15 protein-coding genes and 1 riboswitch are annotated in these 17,603 nt (G+C 37.5%); of the genes, 6 read left to right on the forward strand and 9 right to left on the reverse strand.

Translation table 11 applies throughout. From position 1 onward, the window contains the following. Positions 1–69: 69 nt before the first annotated feature. From ACFOY7_RS06010 to ACFOY7_RS06025, 4 genes are read right to left on the reverse strand one after another with little or no spacing between them, the layout of a single operon-like run. The gene (locus ACFOY7_RS06010; protein WP_390250383.1) at positions 70–741 is read right to left on the reverse strand and encodes an ABC transporter ATP-binding protein; all 672 of its coding nucleotides are present in this window, start codon (positions 739–741) and stop codon (positions 70–72) included. Continuing rightward, positions 734–1,858, reverse strand: coding sequence for an ABC transporter permease (locus tag ACFOY7_RS06015; RefSeq protein WP_390250385.1), 1,125 nt, complete (start codon positions 1,856–1,858; stop codon positions 734–736). The genes ACFOY7_RS06010 and ACFOY7_RS06015 overlap by 8 nt, the downstream gene beginning before the upstream one ends. Then, positions 1,855–3,096 carry an ABC transporter permease gene (locus tag ACFOY7_RS06020; protein WP_390250387.1) on the reverse strand — a complete coding sequence of 414 codons (1,242 nt, stop codon included), beginning with the start codon at positions 3,094–3,096 and terminating at the stop codon, positions 1,855–1,857. The genes ACFOY7_RS06015 and ACFOY7_RS06020 overlap by 4 nt, the downstream gene beginning before the upstream one ends. 12 nt (positions 3,097–3,108) lie before the next feature. After that, the gene (locus ACFOY7_RS06025; protein WP_390250389.1) at positions 3,109–4,680 is read right to left on the reverse strand and encodes a hypothetical protein; all 1,572 of its coding nucleotides are present in this window, start codon (positions 4,678–4,680) and stop codon (positions 3,109–3,111) included. A gap of 295 nt (positions 4,681–4,975) precedes the next feature. On the opposite strand from ACFOY7_RS06025, the gene ACFOY7_RS06030 reads away from it, so the two are divergent. Further along, on the forward strand, positions 4,976–5,404 hold the full coding sequence (locus tag ACFOY7_RS06030; protein WP_390250391.1) for a YkvA family protein: 429 nt from the start codon (positions 4,976–4,978) through the stop codon (positions 5,402–5,404). Between the two features lie 47 nt (positions 5,405–5,451). Here ACFOY7_RS06030 and cysC read toward each other — a convergent pair whose 3' ends face one another. The 5 genes from cysC to ACFOY7_RS06055 all read right to left on the reverse strand — a co-directional run bounded on the left by cysC (position 5,452) and on the right by ACFOY7_RS06055 (position 11,588). Then, a complete protein-coding gene (cysC, locus tag ACFOY7_RS06035) occupies positions 5,452–6,051 on the reverse strand; it encodes an adenylyl-sulfate kinase (protein ID WP_390250393.1) in 600 nt (199 codons plus the stop codon). Further along, positions 6,048–7,235, reverse strand: coding sequence for a sulfate adenylyltransferase (gene sat / locus ACFOY7_RS06040; RefSeq protein WP_390250395.1), 1,188 nt, complete (start codon positions 7,233–7,235; stop codon positions 6,048–6,050). The genes cysC and sat overlap by 4 nt, the downstream gene beginning before the upstream one ends. Next, complete coding sequence (gene cysI, locus ACFOY7_RS06045; protein ID WP_390250397.1) at positions 7,235–8,950, reverse strand: assimilatory sulfite reductase (NADPH) hemoprotein subunit; 1,716 nt, start codon at positions 8,948–8,950, stop codon at positions 7,235–7,237. Before cysI ends, sat begins: the two co-directional genes overlap by 1 nt. A gap of 14 nt (positions 8,951–8,964) precedes the next feature. Further along, on the reverse strand, positions 8,965–10,764 hold the full coding sequence (locus ACFOY7_RS06050; protein ID WP_390250399.1) for an assimilatory sulfite reductase (NADPH) flavoprotein subunit: 1,800 nt from the start codon (positions 10,762–10,764) through the stop codon (positions 8,965–8,967). A gap of 98 nt (positions 10,765–10,862) precedes the next feature. Further along, a complete protein-coding gene (locus ACFOY7_RS06055; protein WP_390250401.1) occupies positions 10,863–11,588 on the reverse strand; it encodes a phosphoadenylyl-sulfate reductase in 726 nt (241 codons plus the stop codon). Positions 11,589–11,721: 133 nt separating this feature from the next. After that, positions 11,722–11,840, reverse strand: a riboswitch (SAM riboswitch). 257 nt (positions 11,841–12,097) lie between these two features. On the opposite strand from ACFOY7_RS06055, the gene ACFOY7_RS06060 reads away from it, so the two are divergent. The 5 genes from ACFOY7_RS06060 (at position 12,098) to ACFOY7_RS06080 (ending at position 17,260) form a co-directional block, all read left to right on the forward strand. Next, positions 12,098–13,204, forward strand: coding sequence for a sensor histidine kinase (locus ACFOY7_RS06060; protein ID WP_390250402.1), 1,107 nt, complete (start codon positions 12,098–12,100; stop codon positions 13,202–13,204). After that, positions 13,201–13,839 carry a response regulator gene (locus ACFOY7_RS06065; RefSeq protein ID WP_390250404.1) on the forward strand — a complete coding sequence of 213 codons (639 nt, stop codon included), beginning with the start codon at positions 13,201–13,203 and terminating at the stop codon, positions 13,837–13,839. Before ACFOY7_RS06060 ends, ACFOY7_RS06065 begins: the two co-directional genes overlap by 4 nt. Positions 13,840–13,950: 111 nt before the next feature. Beyond that, the gene (locus tag ACFOY7_RS06070; RefSeq protein WP_390250405.1) at positions 13,951–14,883 is read left to right on the forward strand and encodes an ABC transporter ATP-binding protein; all 933 of its coding nucleotides are present in this window, start codon (positions 13,951–13,953) and stop codon (positions 14,881–14,883) included. 11 nt (positions 14,884–14,894) lie between these two features. Beyond that, the gene (locus ACFOY7_RS06075; protein WP_390250407.1) at positions 14,895–16,163 is read left to right on the forward strand and encodes an ABC transporter permease; all 1,269 of its coding nucleotides are present in this window, start codon (positions 14,895–14,897) and stop codon (positions 16,161–16,163) included. Further along, a complete protein-coding gene (locus ACFOY7_RS06080; protein WP_390250409.1) occupies positions 16,160–17,260 on the forward strand; it encodes an ABC transporter permease in 1,101 nt (366 codons plus the stop codon). Before ACFOY7_RS06075 ends, ACFOY7_RS06080 begins: the two co-directional genes overlap by 4 nt. The last annotated feature ends 343 nt before the right edge of the window (positions 17,261–17,603 follow it).

A 17,603-nucleotide genomic window follows, 5' to 3' on the forward strand; every position in this document is an offset into this window, starting at 1 on the left:
TTGATTAACCAGTGCAATTAAATTTACCGACGTTCTCGCAGGCAGATAATGGCAATGGAAAAGCTGTGCTTAGAAGGATAATACCTTCTTGCCAGCCTCTTTTAATAGTTCTGTATAAAATCGATCTTCCCCAATTGTAATTACTCGATCACATAATTCTTTTATCTCATCCATGTCATGCGATGTATAGATGATAATCTTTCCATTCTCTGTAGCTTGTTTTCTTAAATATGCTCCAATTTCTTTACGGGATTTTAGGTCAATTCCGACAGTGGGTTCATCTAATAACAGGACAGTTGGATCATGAATCAGGCTGATAGCAAGGTTCAACTTTCGTTTCATTCCGCCTGATAAATTTTTGACAGGATCATGCCATCGATCCAACCTCATATCCAAACAAATTTGTTTCAATTGTTGCTTCGACTTCTTTTTCCAAGCTAATTTCTCGAAAAAAACCATATTCTCTTCAACAGTAAGCTGCTCCCAGATAGCAATATCCTGTGGGACGAACCCAATATGCTTACGAATTGTTTTTCTATCTTTGCGATAGTTCCACTCATTAAAATAAATGTCTCCGGATGATGGCTTCATTGTTGTTGCAAGAATATTTAACAAAGTAGATTTACCTGCTCCGTTTTCGCCGACTAAGCCGACAATTTCACCAGCTTCAACTTGGAAAGATAAATGATCGAGTATTCTCTTACGCTGAAAACTTTTACTTATGGACTCAATATTAAGCATACTTTTTCTCCTCCCGAACATACCAGATAACCATACCAGCAAGGCATATGCCAAGCCACTCGATTGTCCATTCACCTGATAAGAAGCGCGATAATGGGTTAAGCAGGTTGATCCAGCCATATGTGAGTTCGAAGCCTCCTGATGGTAATAATGCTCCACTTAAAACAATCATCGTTATGGTTAGAACAATCGCTAGAATATAACTGACATACACTTTTTTTATAATTGTAACGATTAAAAACGCAAATAAACCAATCATGATACGGTAAGAGAGCAATGCGATGAAACGAACATTCTCTTGATAGAGCCAATAAAAGACACCTGCTGTAAAAAGATCCATTATTAATAATAAAATAATATAAAAGCTTATATTCAAAAGCATATAGATTGGATATTTCACCCTGGTAAAAGGAAATCGGACAGCAACACTGGCATTTTGCTCTTTAATAACCCAATCAAATAAGAAAATGGTAAAAAGCATTGCAGGAAACGCCCATATCAACCATGGATTCCATTCGATTGCAACCTTGTTGCCAGTTGCCTTACCACCCGCATAACGGAATTCATTATTTAATAGATCTTCCTCTGCCTGAACTTGTTTTGACTTTGCGATAATTTCGTTCTCGCTCCAACTTTGCGACCCGCGCAATTCTTTTTCAAGTGCCATTACCGTACTGGCTGCTTTTAATCTGCCTGTCTCTTGCTGGATAATCGAGACAATCATTTCTTTAACAGGATTATAGGCAAAGGATCTGTCAGAATAATAGCTTTCGAGCAAATTTCTTCTATTTCCTGATTGGATTGCTTTTTCGTATCCTTCTTTTACAATAAATACACTGTCTAACTCATGTTGCTCGACTTGTCGAATGGCATTTTGTTCAGACAATAGTGAGACAGTGACAAAGGAAGAACTATTTACTGCTTCATATAATTCAACAGCAGAGGTAGTTTCTTCTTCTAATACAAGTCCTACAGGAACCGTAAAATCATCTTGCACGGTATCAGCTGTTGCAACGAAGCCGATGGTAATGAGCAGTGGAGCTAATAACCATATAACTAAACTGATTTTCTTCCTCTTCATTAACAGGAAACGTGTAAAAAAAACGTCACCCATCATCGAACACGCTCCTTCCAAAACGAAGCACCAACCAACAAAATAAATCCACCAATTATTGTAACAATTAATGGTTGCAATTCAGCATGAAAGCGTCCATTTAAAGCAATTTGTTCCATCCAATAAAATGCATGATGGGAAAAAATATATTCAGAATATTTTTCCGTATAGACAGGGAAATATATTCTGGGAATAATGGCACCACTAAAGAGAATAGTTATTGCCGTAAATCCTGTCTGAATCAGGAGGGTTAACTTCTGGGAACGAATGAACCAGCTCAACAGAGTTAAACATTGGATAAAGATAATGCTATGACCTAACATTAACAAACCCATACGTAAATAGTTTTCTGTGGCAACTTCTAACGATGGAATAAAATGTTTCATTCCAATAAAGGAAATTACCGCTAATATTGCTGTTACGACTAGTGTCACAATCCCGGAGGCTATAGCTTGTTGAAAATTAGTCACACCATAAAGCCTCATTCTCTGCTTTACGTTTTTACTGCTGTCACGATATAACATAATGTAGAGTACGAATAACCATACTGTCACAATTGCAAACCAGCCGGCTAAACTGAAATACACAATCGGGGAAGCTGTAGCGTTATTTGTAAGTTTATCCTCTGTTAGTACTTGGTCACTACCTAATACGTAGAAAAAATATTCTGTGAATTGTTTAAATAAGAAGTCACTTCTCTCTTTACTATCCATCTCTAATTGTTTGGCATAATGGTTGATAGTCAGTATGTTCGCTTGAGAACCGCGAATATGTCTTGTAATTGTTTCGACTAATTCATTAATTAATTGACTCTCTAGCGGACGCTTCGGGTTACCGATAATTGATAATTGAGAGCGTTCACCCTCCATTAATTTATGTATAAAATTAGCTGGGAAAACAATGTAGGCACTTAACTTATCATTTTCAATTCTCGAATTGGCTTCAATTTCATTCATTCTTTTCATTGTAATCATGTTACCAAGCTGTGAGGATTCTTCTAATAACTCTACAATAATTTCCGTTTCCTCAGATTGATCAAAGTCAACTAAACCAACTTCAATTGTATCTGAATCACCAATATCAATAAATGACACAATCATAAATGCAATAAGACCAATTAAAATAATTGGCAACAGCAAAAGAAGAGGAAGTGAAATCCACTTCCTCCCGAGCTGAATAAAGTTATTTTTTGTAAACAGGGCGATATGTTTAATCGACTGCATGTATAGCACCAACTTCATTTACAAAATTTATTAGATTCCAGGGCCCATCAAGTTCATCATCCAACCTTCCAACTGACTCATCACATCTGTTTCGAAGTATTCGATAATCTCATCACCGCTCATTTCACTTAAGTTCTTTACTTGATCAGGGCTAGGAACCTCGACTTTATCAATTGTCGAACCAGTTTCTTTAACGAAAATGGAAATAGTATCTTGATTGATTGTCATGCCATCTTCAACAAAGAATGTATGGTCGGCTGTCATTTGGTCTTCCTCATAATTAGTTTCGCCTAGCCAATGAAGGGCTATGTTATTCGCTCCAGCCTCTTCAAATGACAGCATTCGCTCGAAACTTTTGCCGCCATCTTCTAATCCGCTTTGATTAGCTTCAATCACAATATTTACATCATCCATAGAAAGTGTAATAATATCATTTGTTTCACCATCCTGGTGAGAAAGATCTGCTGAGAAATTTATGGATTCTTCTGTGTCATCTTCTGTAACGGTGACAGTATAATCGATTTGTTGTTCATTATCTGTGACTGCATTTGTTCCTTCAATTCTTATACCGCCTGTAGTCGTGTTATCTACATTTTCAGCTGTTAAAGATAAATCTCTTTTAACAATGATACCATCATTTACCCAAATGACGGAGGTGAATCCATCCGGGAAAGCGACATCTTGGATTCTATCTGCAGCTAATTCTAATTCAGAAACAAAGTCTTCTTCAAATGTTGCCAATTCAGTTTCCGCTAATTCCACACTGGCAAAGTTCATGTATGTTGCTTGATCAATAATAATTTCTCTTAATCTCTCATCTTCTGCCATTTTGTTAAATAAGTTTTGAAGAATAGTTCTTAATTCTTCTTCAGATAAATGGAAAGTGATTTTTTCTGTAGTAACATCATTGCTGTTAATAGAAACTTTTTCACTCTCTGATTCAAATGCATCTTCTGGAATTTCTTTATACAAGTAATCTACATACTCTTCTTTGAGGTATTCGACATCCTCTGTTACAAGGGAACTGTTAGTAAAGAAATCAGTAAAGTCTATCTTTTCTTCTCCGGTAAAGGATGAAGGGTCGATTTCGTGCAGAATTCTTCCTAAATCCTCGCCATTTAATTGAATAATATCATTTAAAAATGGCAACCCAACATATAATTCATTCCCATTAATATACCCTTCGATTCCACTTAACTCAATACCACTAAAACCTGCAGAAATATTAGCAGAAGAAACCTTTTCCTTTTTATCTATTGCGGACTCAATGGTAATATTCGCATTGTTGATAATTTGATCATAGCCCATACTAGCTAATTCAGGTGCATTCACCTGACCGGTAATTTCCAACGTAGATTCGATCGCATTTTCCTCACTATGTTCTAACCATAAGAGCTCATCTTCATATCTTTCTTTAAATGCTGATTCTAATTGCTCTACAGTATTTTTTTCGGCAAGGAAATAATCTTCTTTCCCTGAAGTATTCTGTAAGGCTGTAACTGTAATAATTCCAGCTATTAGTATGACTGCGACTGCAACAACAATAGGAATTATTTTATTGTTCTTTTTCTTACTTTCTTTTTGTTGAATGGATCCTTCCATCATATGTCCCTCCTTAAGTAAATAAAACATGTTCTCTATGTACTTTATATATCTGTCTGCAAATTGTAATAATAATGTACTATATTGATAGATATTCACTTGGAAATTAACAAGATGCAGAAATCAATACAACTAATAAAATACCATGACGCTACCATTTAATCTATAGCTTCGACATTAATAGACACAAAATGGTAGGAAAGCGCTAAGCAATACAAATGCAATTTCTGTCCTATTATGTTAAATTAAACAGAAAGACCTAATTTTTTCAAAGGGTGGATGGGGAGGTGCTTGATTGGTAACAGATAAAAATTATGAACAAGGATACAAAAAATATGTAACAAAAGCAAAAGAATACTTAGAGAATAAAACAAAATCGGAAGCACTCTTAAAAGAAGCAACAGAAAAAGCAAATAACAAAAGTGGCAGGCTGGAAGAGGTGTGGGATAGACTGCAATTACTATTTGAAGTATTTCGAGCATGGATCAAAGGAGACTATGTTGAAATACCTAAAGGCTCTATCATTATGATTATTGCAACAGTTATCTATTTTGTAACACCGATTGATTTAGTGCCAGACTTTCTCTTGGGATTGGGATTCCTTGATGATGCCGCAGTGATTGGCTTTACGCTTAAGCAGATATCTAATGATCTAGACAAATTTAAAGAATGGAAAAAAAGCAGGCTAAATATTTTAGGGGAAAACAGTAATATAATTCAATAAACCACCCTCATCATTGAAGATAGGGTGGTTTATTGTGTTTATCATTCCTATATATATTTCCTTGTTTTTAAATAATCAATTATTTGTTCAACAGACTCATCAATTGTGTTTTGTTCTGTATCGATTGTTAGTTCTGGATTAACTGGTTCTTCATATGGTGCATCAATTCCAGTAAATCCTTTGATTTCGCCAGCACGTGCTTTTTGATAAAGTCCTTTAGGATCACGCAATTCACAGCCTTCTAAGCTGCATTTCACATAAATCTCAATGAAATCACCATCTGCTAACAGCTGACGTACATTATCACGATCTTCCTGATATGGGGAAATAAATGCTGTTAATGTGATTAGGCCAGCGTCGCTCATCAGTTTTGCTACTTCACCAATACGACGAATATTTTCCTTTCGATCTTCAGGACTAAAGCCTAAATTATTATTTAAACCATGCCTTATGTTGTCCCCATCTAAACGATAGGTGCGAATACCTTGATCGTAAAGGGCTTTTTCCAATGCTACAGTTAATGTTGATTTCCCTGATCCTGATAAGCCAGTAAACCATAAAACAGGACTCTGGTGTTCATTTAAATGCAATCGGTCTTGTTTAGTAACAGCTGATTCGTGCCAAATGATATTTGTAGCTTTTGTCATGCTTTCGTTCCTCTCTGTAATCCTTTGATTAAAATTTCTGCCACTTCTGGGCGAGAGAATTGACGGGGTAGTGGTTCCCCGTTACGCAGTTTCTCGCGGACTTTCGTTCCGCTTAAGTGAACATGTTCTGATTTGTCATGCGGGCATGTTTTTTGTGTTGCCATGTTTTCACATTTGGAGCAGTAGAAGGCATGCTCAAATTTGAATATTTGAATGCCAAGTTCATCTTCGAATTTAGAAATGAAATCCTGTGCTTCATATGTGCCATAAAAATCACCAACACCTGCATGGTCACGCCCTACAATGAAATGTGTACAGCCGTAATTTTTACGAACAAGGGCATGTAATACCGCTTCACGTGGTCCGGCATAGCGCATCGCTGCAGGATAAATAACTAGTCTTGTGCGATTTTCTGGATAGTAATGCTTTAGGATTGCTTGATAGCTTTCCATACGAATATCTGCAGGAATGTCATCCGACTTTGTTTCACCAACTAATGGATTCAGTAATAAACCGTCAACAGATTCTAGTGCGATTTTTTGAATATATTCGTGTGCGCGGTGAACAGGATTTCTTGTTTGAAACCCAACAACTGTTTTCCAGCCAAGGTCTGCAAATAACTGGCGTGTTTCAATTGGGTCTAAATAAAAATCTTCGAATCCTTCGTGCCCTGGTCTGTTTACTAATTGAATTGGTCCAGCTAAGTAAATTTCGCCTTTTTCATATAGTTTTTTTACACCTGGATGGCTATCATCCGTTGTTCCATATACAGATTGGGCTTCTTTTTCCTTGTCATATCGATATTTCTCTTGTAAGTCAAGCGTTCCATAAAGTACACCATCTTCACCATATAACGCTACAGTGTCACCAATAGTTAATTGATCCGCTTCTTGTTCTGTTACAGCAAGTGTAATGGGTATACTCCAAACCGTACCATCTGCCAGATGTACGTTTTCTACAACATTCAGATAATCTTTTTCACCTAAAAAACCTGTTAGCGGGCTGAAGCCACCAATAGCGATTAATTCTAGGTCGGAAATGCCCCACTTATTGATCGTAAGGGAAGGCTGATTTTTAGCAGCCTCGATTGCTTTATCCCGATCTGCACCAGTTAATTCTCTGTTAACTAGTGTACCACCATGAGCTGTAATTGTTTCACGTTGCTTTTCAATAACTGTTGACATTATAAAACTCCTTTCGTTTCTCTATGGAAATTCTGGCCGTCATACACTGGGTCGACATAGCCTTTTCGAACAACAAAATCGCCGAAATGTTCATTTTCTTCTCTTTCTTCAGCATATATATGGATAATTTCCTTTAATGTTGCCAGTATTTCTTCTTCTCCAATATTTTCGCGATATAGTTGGTTTAACCTATCACCAGTAAAGCTTCCACCTAAATATAAGTTATATTTACCAGGTGCTTTGCCTATAAACGCTATTTCAGCTAAAGCTGGACGTGCACATCCATTTGGACAACCTGTCATACGGATAACAATCTCTTGTTCTTGTAAACCTTCCGCTGCTAATATGCCCTCAATTTTCCCAATTAAGGATGGTAAATACCGTTCTGATTCTGCCATAGCAAGACCACATGTTGGTAAGGCAACACAAGCAATTGAATTTCTTCTTAAACCAGAGTAATGTTTTCCATCCGTTAAGCCGTATGCGTCAATAATTTCCTGAATCTTTTTCTTTTTTTGTGGTGATACATTTGCAATAACAAGATTTTGGTTTGGTGTCAGGCGGAAATCCCCTGTGTGAACATTGGCAATTTCCCGTAATGCTGTCATCAGTTTATAGTCATCTGTATCTTTTACACGGCCATTTTCAACAAATAATGTGAAATGCCATCTGTTATTTCCTTTGATCCAGCCATATCTGTCACCATTGTGATCAAAGTGATAATCTTTCGCATCTTCTAATGAAAATCCAAGACGGTTTGCTAATTCTTCTTTAAACCAGTCTAGCCCGTAGCGATCAATTGTATATTTAAACCGGGCATTTTTCCGATCGGAACGGTTTCCGTAATCGCGTTGGATAGTTACTACTTTTTCAGCAACTTGAATAACATCTTCTTTTTTACAGTATCCGGCTACTTTACCTAGTTGCGGGTAAGTGTTGGTATTCCCGTGTGTTGAACCCATGCCGCCGCCAACAACCACATTAAAACCTTTCACCTCGTTATCCTCAACAATTGCAATGAAGCCTAAGTCTTGTGAAAAGACATCGATATCGTTAGATGGAGGTGCTGCAATACCAATTTTGAACTTTCTTGGTAAGTATGTCTTTCCGTAAATTGGTTCTTCCTCTTCTTTGGAATCGATTATTTTTTCTCTATCTAACCATATTTCATGATAAGCGCCTGTTTTTGGTGACAGATGATCACTAATTTTTTGGGCCCAATCTTGAATTTCCTGATGGACTTCTGACTGGTAAGGATTGGGGTTACACATTACATTACGGTTCACGTCACCACATGCAGCGATGGTTGTCATCAGTTCATCATTGATTGTTTTTATTGTTTCTTTTAAATTCCATTTCAATATACCGTGCAATTGGAATGCTTGCCTTGTTGTAAGTTTTATTGTATTGTCGCCATATTTTTGTGATAAGTCATCAACAGCTAACCATTGTTTTGGTGTTGCTACACCACCTGGTATCGCAACACGCAGCATAAATGAGTATGCCGGTTCTAACTTTTGTCTGCGGCGCTCATCACGAATGTCACGGTCATCCTGTTGGTAACTGCCATGAAATTTCAGTAGTTTTGTGTCATCATCTGAGATAGATGCAGTTATTGGATCATTTAATCCCTCAACAATTGTTCCCCTTAAAAACCGGCTGTCTTCTTTTAACTTTTCAATTGGGTCTAGTTTTTTCTGGTCGTTGCCTGCCATGGATATCCTCCTAATTAATATACGTCTCTTTGATAACGTTTTTCTTGTTTTAATTGATTGATATATGCTTCTGCTTCTTCTCGACTAACATCCTTTTGTTCAGCGACAATCTGAATGAGAGTTTGATGAACATCCTTCGCCATTCTCTTCTCATCGCCACAAACGAATAGATGTGCTCCGCGTTCCAACCAAGCGAATACATCTTTTGCGTTTTCTAACAGACGGTTTTGGACATAAACTTTTTCCGCTGTGTCTCTAGAGAAAGCTACATCCATCTTAGATAAATAGCCTTTCTTTAGCCAATTTTGCCAATCGACTTGGTATAGAAAGTCAGAACGGAAATGCTGATCACCAAAGAATAACCATGTGTCACCTTTTAAGTCGAGTTCTTCACGTTCCTCAATATATCCTCTGAATGGAGCAACCCCTGTTCCTGGTCCAATCATAATAACAGGTGTGGACTCATCAAATGGGAATTTAAAGTTTGGATTGCGGTGAACATATACTTCTACAACATCACCAGGTTTAATTCTTTCAGCAAATTCACCGGAACAAACTCCCGTGCGATCTCTTCCGCAGCTATTGTAACGAACTGTTGCGATAGTTAAATGAACTTCATCAGGGTTTGCCTTGTAACTGCTTGAAATGGAATATTGGCGTGCCGGTATCTTCCGCAGCCAATGCATCATCGTTGTTGGATCAAGTTCTGCTGGCGGATAATCTTGAATTAAATCAAGTAAATCCCTGCCATCGATGTATTGCTTAATTTGCTCATTGTCAGCAATTAATTTTAGTAAATCATCATTTTTGAAATAACTTACAGCCTTATCAAGCAAGCCTTTTGTCAATCTGGTAATTTCAAAAATGGATGTTAATGCTTCGTGAATGGAGCGAATTTCTCCTTGTTTATTGATCGGAACTGTTTGCTCTGGATTCCAGTCTAGTTGTTTAATAACTTGCTTTACTAAGTCCGGGTCATTTTTTGGATAGATTGCTAGACAATCCCCCGGTTCATAACTGAAGTTTGAACCATCCAGAGATAATTCAATATGTCTCGTTTCCTTATTCGAACCTTTTCCACTTAAATTAATATTTTCCAGAACTTCAGCAGAGAAAGGGTTGCTTTTTGAGTAAATGGGTTGTTCAGCTGGTGTAGGTGCTGCAATGTCAACGGTCTGTTGATTACCCTGGTCTTCTTCTAACTTTGCTAACACTCCGTTCATCCACTCTTCTGCCAACTCATCGTAATCTACATCACAATCTACTCTGTTGTAAATTCGTGTTGCTCCTAATTCTTCTAAGCGGTTATCAAAGTCTTTACCTGTTTGACAAAAATGCTCATAAGACTCATCGCCTAATGCCAGAACAGAGAAGCGGACGTTCTCTAATTTAGGAGCTTTACGCCCAAGTAAAAATTCATGGAACTGAATGGCATTATCTGGCGGATCTCCTTCACCATGCGTAGCTGTGATGATAAATAAATCTTCTACCTCTTTAATTTTCTTTGGCTTAAAATCATCCATGCTTGATACAGATACTTTTAGATTTTTTGCTTTTAATTTATCTGTTAGGCTTTCCGCAAGTGCTTGGCTGTTCCCGGTTTCGGAACCATATAGAATGGTTATCGTCCTTGTTGGTGCTGATGTCGCTTGTGCCTGTGGTTGCCCGGGAGCTGCCGGAGCTTCTGTTGCTTGAGAAGCAGCTAAATAGCCTGCAAGCCAATTTTTTTGTGCATTGGTTAGTGTTGGTAACAGCTGATTTAAGATTTCTGTTTGCCTTTCGTCAAAAGGACTATTGACAACTTGTAATGTCAAAAAACTCACCCCTAAGTAGATTTTTGGATAAAGGATCCATTTACATAATTAAACCTATTGATTTACTTTGATATTGTCATAAAAATAAGCACCATAACTTACGTGGTGTGTAATCCGCATTCTGTTTTATTGAAATTTGTCCATCTTCCTGATCGTTCATCCCCGCCTTGCTCTACTGGTTTTGTACATGGGATACAACCGATACTAGGATAATTTTGATCGTGCAAAGGATTATATGGTAAATTATTCGACCGGATATAGTCCCATACATCATCATGAGTCCAATAAATTAGCGGACAAACTTTCACAGATTTAAACCGATTGTCTTTATTAAAAAATTCTGTGTTTGCACGACTAGGCGATTGTTCGCGTCTTAAGCCTGAAATCCATGCTGTCGCACCATTCAACACTTCTTCTAATGGTTTTATTTTCCTTATATAGCAACATTGATCAGGATTTCGTTTCCATAAAGCCGAACCATGCTGCTCTGACTGCTCTTCTAACGTCAATTCAGGTCGTTTCATCTCAATTTGTAATTGTGGATACTTTTCTTTCACTTGATCAATTAAATCATATGTTTCCTGAAAGTGAAGGTCTGTATCAAGGAAAACTAACTTCGCATCAGGTTTTACTTTAGAAATTAAATCAATCAAAACCATACTTTCTGCACCAAAGCTGCAAGCATACACTAAGGAATCTCCATAAGACCCGTAAGCGTAGTCAATAATATCTTGAGCACCTTTTGTCTGATCCTCTGCGTCTGGTGTAAATCCATTCCAGTGACTCTCTCGATAATGTTCATACGTAATTAACTGCTCTGTCATGTATAAACATCCTCCTTTTGTTTTGATACAATCCTATTGGAAGAACGTGATTTGCCTCATACTTGATGGCAATTTACCTTATAATAAAAAACCTCTTATCTGGTTTGATAAGAAGTTTGATTGACATCACTACTTCTTATCTTCCGGGTACTCGTAGTATATGCTGTCCCGCAGGATTTGGCACAGTGTTCTAAGTTCGAACCTGTTGCCGAGGATTCACCGGGCCTGCCCCTCCACCTCTCTGGATAAGAATTGCTTTCTATGAACATTTAATGTAATACTATAACTATTTTTTGGCAATGTCAATAGAGATTTATGAAAAAGTGTACGAAGAATATAGATTGAGAGTATTTTACTATATAGTAATATTGCCAAACGTTAAGTAGGTTAATAATGTCATTCTGTTCATTTAACGTCTTACAAGTGCTTTGCACGATAATATTTCCGAAGCTCGAATCTTCTGAATTATGGTATATTATTGAGAAAGGGGGGGGCATATGCGGGGGTCAATGTGGCTTTGGTTATTATTATGGCTGTTGGCATGGACAGGTGGATTAATTGTCGAGATGGATGCTGAGTCTCATTCGGCATACCTTTTTGGAATGGCAGCCATTTTTTTCTCATTATTCTTCTTTCGTTCTATCATAAAAAAGGGAAATTACATCATTTGGTTCGGTTTATGCATTGTACTAACTGTTACATTTCTTATCCCATTGAATGGGGTAGTGAATCCATTTGTTTGGATGATGTTTATTTTTTTAATTGTCCATATTACTTATCTTTTCAGAGGAAAAACGATGTATAGCTTGTTAATCATCGTGATAGGATCCATTTATTTAATACATATGGAGTTTTTTTCACCTATAATTCTCCTCATGCTTTTTTTAGTATCTATATCTACAATTTTATTCGCTTATTATTTTCAAAAAAACGTAAAAGATGTAACAGACTTAGAAGAACGTTATCAGGCGCTATTGCATACGTATCGCAAGGTAAAACGTGATTCGATATCGAATGATGAGCATGTCAGGCAACAAGAGCGTATTTATATAGGAAGAGAAATTCATGATCGTGTTGGTCATACATTAACGAATTTATTAATGCAAATTGAAATATTAAGGCTGCAGGATAATCGTGAGGAGTGGAGCCAGCTAAAAAGTTTAGCACAAGAAAGTTTATCCGAAACGAGAAAAGCAGTGAAAGCATTAAAGGAAGATAAGATTACAGGGATTGCAGCAATTATTCAATTAATTCGTAAACTCGAGGCAGAGCAGTACATATCAATATCATTTTCGATGCGGCAAAATGCTCTGTCTATTTCATTGAGTCCAGAACAGGCTAGCGTTGTTTATCGTGCCATTCAGGAATCACTAACTAATGTTATGAGACACAGTTCTGGAAAAGAGGCGACAATCATTCTGGAAGCGCCTGGTGCCACCCATTTCCGGTTTGAAGTGATTAATCCATTACAAAATGAAATAGACATAAAAGAAGGATTTGGTTTAAAGGCGATGAGGGAACGACTGATTCAAATTGGCGGTCAATTAGAGGTTCAATCATACAGTAACCAATTTGTTATTCGTGGCATGTTTCCAATAAAGGGGGGTCCTAAGTGATAAAGATATTATTAGCCGAAGACCAAGCAATTGTTAGACAGGGAATTAAAATGATGTTGGAAACTGATCCAACCATCCATGTAACAGGTGAAGCAAAAAATGGCCAGGAAGCATTAAAATTACGTGAGCAGAATTATTATGATATGGCGATATTAGATATAAGAATGCCAGAGATGGATGGATTGCAAGCGGCAAAAGAGTTGCTAAGACGCTTTCCGGAAATGAAGGTACTGATGCTGACAACATTTAATGATGAAGAATATGCTGTTCAGGCGTTGAAAATAGGTGTTCATGGATACCTGCTGAAGGATGCAGAAGCAAGCCAGCTTATCCATGCAATCAAAAATTGTTTAGCTGGTGGATTACAATTACCAGGTGAGGTAGCGAAGAAAGTCGTCCCGCATTTGCTGGAAAAAAGGGCGCCTGTTAATGAAGGTCATCCTGTTTCATTAACGAAAAGAGAAACAGATATATTATGTTTGCTTGGAGAAGGGAAGAGTAATAAAGAAATTGCAGAGGCATTGGCTTTATCTGTAGGTACGGTAAAAAATCATATTAGTCAACTTCTTGATAAGCTTGAATTAAGGGACCGTACACAAATTGCTATCTATGCGATACGGAATGGTTATGTATAAAATGACTTAAGTCACAGTTTGGATGAAAAGTAATGACTGAGGGCAGTGTTCGCACTGTCCTTTTTCAATTAAACTAAGAATATATTAATGAACTAAAGGAAGGTGAACCCTTTGCTAGAAACAGAGGCATTGCGCAAAGTATATAAAAAGCAAGTAGCGGTGGATGATGTCAGTTTATATTTAAAACAAGGAGAATCTGTTGGGTTACTGGGACCAAATGGTGCAGGGAAATCGACATTCATCTCGATGATCGCCACTTTAATGAAGCCAACATCGGGGATTGTAACATGGAATGGGCAAGATGTAATTAAAAATCCAAACATTATCCGTCCGACGTTAGGGGTTGTGCCTCAAGAGATTGCTTTGTATAAGGAATTATCTGCATATGAGAATGTAAAATTTTTCGGCAAGATTTATCGGTTAAAAGGAAAGCAATTAGAACAGCGAATTCAAGAAGTCTTAAAACTGGTTGGACTAGAAGATCGGCAAAAGGAACTTGTAAAAAATTATTCCGGCGGGATGCAAAGACGAATCAATATTGCTGTAGCCCTGTTGCATAACCCGGACATCATCATTATGGATGAGCCGACAGTGGGGATTGATCCACAGTCACGTCATTATATTTTAGAAATGGTGAAAACGTTAAATGAAGAACAAGGGATGACCGTTCTTTACACCTCACACTATATGGAGGAAGTAGAAAGGTTATGTGACAGAATATATATAATGGATCATGGGAAGGTAATTGCAACAGGTACAAAAGATGAGCTGACAAGTATTTTATCAAGTGAAGAAACGATCCATCTTGAAACAGATCAGTCATCCATAACTTTTGAAGAAGCGCTGAAAGAGCAGTCATCAGTCTTGAAGGTTACAGAGTGGGAGAAAGGGCTAAAGTTAATCGTACCGAAAAACAGTCGTAAACTGGCAGATATTTTTCAATTAGCAGAACAACAGCAAATATCTATTAATAGTGTTAATATCGAAGTCCCGTCACTAGAGGATGTCTTCTTACATCTAACCGGAAGAAGATTAAGAGATTAGGAGGGGTGATTATGTTCGATTTCTTGGTAAAAGATATGAAACTGCTATGGCGTGATCGCACCGAGCTTTTAATCATTCTCCTGATGCCGTTCGTATTAATGATGATTTTAGGTTTTGCCTTAAAAGGTGTGATGGGAGAAGAGGTAACATCTGATATGACTGTTGCTTTAGTGGAAGAAGATAACCCTGAGGAAGGAACTTCTTTATTTGTCCAGCAATTAGAAGATCAATCACTTCCAGAAGAAGCAGTTGCAGGATTAACGCAAGCAACAGAAGAATTACAACCAAACCAGATACTGCAACAGTTATTGAAAGAGGATTTAGATTTTTTGACAGTCGTGGAAATGGATGCGGAGAAGGCGGAAAAACAATTATCCTCACAAGAAATTGATGCCATACTAACGATCCCGGAAGATTTTACTTATGAACTGTTAGCTAATATATTGCTCAGTCAACCGGCAACCAGTACACTAAGCATCACGAAAGGAGAACACGCTTATTTTGCTGGGGATATTCTCCAGAATATTATGGAACAGTTCACTAATTCCTTGAATATAGAAGCTGCCATTGCAAAATCTGCCGGTTCTGATGTAACGATAGAAGCAGGCCTTAATATAGAAAATATTGCAGTTGAGGAAACAATTACCAGCAGGGATCCAATCAGCTCAATGGAATATTATACTGTTGGGATGGCTGTAATGTTTGCGTTCTTCGTTGCTTCCACCATGGCTGCAAAAGCATATACCGAGCACTCGCAATTGGTATTGGGCAGAGTTATATTGTCTGGAACACATCCAATTTACTTTTTATTAGGCAAACTGCTGGCAGTTATTCTGATGACATTTATCCAAATACTGATTTTGTTCGGTCTTTCATCACTGATTATGCAATCCTTTCAACCATTTACATGGGATATTACATTAACTGTTCTTGCGATTACACTCCTTTATGCGATAGCTGTTGGTGCGATAGGCAGCTTACTTATTGCTCTGACTGTTCGTTTCAACTCGAATTCTATTGCCGGCTCCTTCTCAGGTGGAGTTGTTAGTGTCATGGCATTACTTGGAGGCAGCTTTACACCAATTACCGCTTTTCCGGAAGTTATTCAAACGATTGGGAGCTGGACTCCAAACGGAATGACAATGCGAGCATATATGCTGGCAAATCAAGGAATGCCATTAGCAAACATTATGCCGTACATGTATCGTCTTATTATCATCGCACTCGTTATTTTTGTTATAAGTATCATGGTATTCCCGACAAGGAGGGCTGACTCATGATGAATATATTCCTATTACAATGGCAACGTCTCCGCAGAAAACCATTCATGGTCCTGGCAATGGTTGCTATGACAATTGTCTTTATTATATTTATTGGCGGTGCTAGCAATCAATCCAAGATTTCTATCCCAACAAGCTTTGCTGATGATTTTCCGCAAGGAGACAGGGAAGAATTTATTGATCACTTAAATCAATTAGAAGGTTTTCAATTTATCGAAACTAATTATGAAAAAGCCAGGGAGAATATTGCATTGGGCATCGCCAGTTTCGGTGTTGTACTAGCAAGGGAAGATTACCGTATTATAATTGGAACAGAGAACCCTAACCAAGCGATTGTTGAGCAATATATCAGTTCGACTTATTGGGAAGAGTTGAGGATTGATCAAGCAGTTAATCAGACTGGTAACGAACAGTTACGTCAATCAATTAAGGAATCCCTAGAGCGGCCGCCTATAGTGGTTGAAAGCCAAATTGGTGAATCAGAAGGAGATGTATTTTTATTTAATAATCAATTGCAAGCATTGTTTGGAATGACTTTATTTTTTGCGATATATACCATTGTTTTTAGTCTAGGTGAGGTAGCAGAAGAAAAGCAAAGAGGCAGCTGGGACCGGCTCATATTATCACCTGTCCGAAAATGGCAAGTATACTTAGGTTATTTAAGTTTTGCCTTTGTCATTGGAATGGCCCAGATACTAATCGTTTTCGCTATGTTCCAACACTTCTTTGGTTTTGAGATTGGAGGTAATTGGCTAGAAATCTTCCTGATATGTTTTGTTTATACGTTTGCCATTGTTTCACTTGGTATGTTGTTAATTGGATTAGTCAATCGTTCATCACAACTAAATGCAATTGTACCAATTGTTGCTGTAAGTATGGCAATGCTTGGGGGAGCTTACTGGCCAATTGAGATCGTGAATAATGATATTGTCTTAACAATTTCTAAGGTTATCCCGGTAACATACGGGATGGAAGCATTAAAAACAGTCACTGTTTATGGGAAAGATTTAGTGGATATTACACAGCCATTATCCATTCTCCTGTTGATGGGGGTATTATGTATGGGAGTTGGAATTAATTTAATGGAAAGAAGATGAAAAAGAGTCTAGCGAATTGCTAGACTCTTTTTCATTTTGTTATAAAGAAAGCAAAATGGATCAAATTGGTTAGCTTTTCTTTATTAAAAAGAAGAAGACGGCGAATAAAATAACAAACTGGAACTTATTGAAGCAGCAAGTGAAACTAGTAGAAAATCGACATTATTCACCACTAATAATATAAGTTCAGTGTAAGCATCAAAGCTCTGACGCTACCCCCTGGCCAGGCCAAAAAGTATTAACGATGCCTAAATCAATAAGGGTTTCATCAAACCTCTAGACCCTTATATTCTGTATATCAATATCGATAAGCGGGTATTCACTTCACCTCGGCAGCCCAGCA

Origin of the sequence: Gracilibacillus xinjiangensis (genome assembly GCF_042651765.1) — a bacterium.
In the GTDB taxonomy this organism is placed as follows: Bacteria; Bacillota; Bacilli; order Bacillales; family Amphibacillaceae; genus Gracilibacillus; species Gracilibacillus xinjiangensis.